This is a genomic window from Promicromonospora kroppenstedtii DSM 19349 (genome assembly GCF_000515355.1).
Lineage (GTDB): Bacteria > Actinomycetota > Actinomycetes > Actinomycetales > Cellulomonadaceae > Promicromonospora > Promicromonospora kroppenstedtii.
In genome coordinates this window covers 1-1,073 of sequence record NZ_KI911588.1, presented here as the reverse complement: position 1 = coordinate 1,073, position 1,073 = coordinate 1, and the positions used below count along the sequence as shown (strand labels likewise).

General features: G+C 68.4%; 2 protein-coding genes. Both read left to right on the top strand.

Annotated features, from left to right (window positions below):
* On the top strand, positions 1–642 hold a 642-nt coding region (locus PROKR_RS02645; RefSeq protein WP_211240001.1), incomplete at its 5' end, for a hypothetical protein.
* Between the two features lie 33 nt (positions 643–675).
* Positions 676–951, top strand: a complete 276-nt coding sequence (locus PROKR_RS02640) for a hypothetical protein (protein ID WP_036959183.1) — start codon at positions 676–678, stop codon at positions 949–951.
* The last annotated feature ends 122 nt before the right edge of the window (positions 952–1,073 follow it).

The following is a 1,073-nucleotide window of genomic DNA, read 5'->3' as shown; positions in this document are numbered from 1 at the left end:
CTGACGACCCGAACATCTCCCGCATCTACGGGAAGACCGGAGCAGCACCGCCTGCCTCCGGGGTCTGGGATGTGGCTCCAGGAGTCCGTCAACTACACCAGCGCGATCCGGGACCGGGGAACTCTCCTGGTCACCTCGGGGCACTGCCCCGCCGTCGGTGTCCAACTTCCCGGGCGCCACGCCCGCGCGTATGCGCTCGGCGCGGACCATGCCGTCGGACTCAACGAAGTCGATCTTCGAGGTCCGCGGCGACGGGTCGGGGCGCTGGGGCCGCTGGAGTTCGACGCCACGGGCAAGTTTACGTCAGCGTACGACACCGGGTGGGTGGCAATGATGGTCCTGTCGGGGTTCTCCGCAGAGGCGGGAAACCGCCCCTCGGTGCGCCGCATCGGGGACGCCGTCTACTTCAAGGGGACGGCCGCCGGGACCTCCGGGACATCGGGCAACACGTTCCCCGTGCAGATCCCGACATCGGTCGCCGCCCGTCCGGAGGCGGGGACCTACCGCGACGGCTTCCTCTACGTAGGCACAGCCGTCGCCGCCCGTCTCCGCGTACTTGACGACGGGCGGATTCAGATGAACGGGCACCGCACCTCGGCGAGCGTCAACGTCTCGTTGTCGTCCATCAACTACCTCCTCTGACTCCACTGACCTCAACCCCAAGGGAGAGCCCGCATGGCATGGTCTGCCCCGACCCCCGACCCGGACACTGAACACACGAGCGACCTGTACACCTACGTCGTGGAGCTCACGCTACAGACGGCGGAGGGCCCGGTGTACGCCACGGCCAAGATCCCCAACACGGGCGATTACGGCTACTTCCCCGCGCCTGTCCTGGAGCCCGCGCTCGAAGCGCTCCTCGCGCTGCTGGCCGACTCCCCGCTCGTGTCGGCACAGGTCCGGCGGGGCCTCGGAGTGAGCCAGATCCTGGCCCCCGCTCCGCCCGCCTGATCCACCCTCACCGCAAGGCCCGCTCTCCTCCCGGGGAGCGGGCCTTTCTCATACCCAAAACAGAAGGGCCTAGCGAACATGGCACTCAACGGCATGCTCCCCGACAGCTCCCTCCGCGAGAC

Coding starts and splice junctions, on each gene's coding strand:
- PROKR_RS02640 (WP_036959183.1), top strand. CDS start 676: ATGGCATGGTCTGCCCCGACCCCCGACCCGGACACTGAACACACGAGC.